Annotated in this window: 1 pseudogene; it reads right to left on the reverse strand. The window is 67.0% G+C overall.

Going from position 1 to position 643, the window contains the following annotated elements:
• Window positions 1–643: pseudogene (locus tag NKJ18_RS32955) on the reverse strand (DDE-type integrase/transposase/recombinase); the annotation flags it as partial.

Below are 643 nucleotides of genomic sequence, written 5' to 3' on the forward strand. Positions count from 1 at the left end.
CCGTTCTGCATCGGCTTGCCCGGCGCGATGTAGTGCCATTCGATCCTGTAATCCTTCGACCAGGCGAGGATGGCGTTCGAGGTGAACTCGGTGCCGTGGTCGGAGACGATCATGCCCGGCTTGCCGCGCTGGACGATCAGTTCCGCCAGGTCACGCGCCACCCGGCGGCCGAAGATCGAGGTGTCCGGGATCGCGGCCAGGCATTCGCGTCACGACGTCGACGATGTTGAGCACGCGAAACCTGCGGCCGCAGGCGAACTGGTCATGCACGAAATCCAGCGACCAGCGCGCGTTCGGCTTTGCCTCGACCAGGATCGGCGCCCGCGTGCCGACCGCTCGCCGCCTTGCCCGGCGCTTGCGCACCGTCAGGCCCTCCTCGCGGTACAGACGATAGATGCGGTTGACCCCAGATGCCTCGCCCTCGCGCCTGAGCAGGATGAACAGCCGCCTGTAGCCAAAGCGTCGGCGCTCATTGGCGAGGTCGCGCAACCTGCCACGCAGCTCCGTCTCGGGCGGACGCCTTGACCGGTAGCGGATCATCTTGCGATCGGCGCCCACAAAGGAACAGGCCCGACGCTCCGACAGACCCATGACGGCCTGCAGATGCGCGACGGCTTCGCGCTTGGCGGCGGGCCCTACCATT

Origin of the sequence: Mesorhizobium sp. M0217 (genome assembly GCF_040321955.1) — a bacterium.
Classification (GTDB): domain Bacteria; phylum Pseudomonadota; class Alphaproteobacteria; order Rhizobiales; family Rhizobiaceae; genus Mesorhizobium.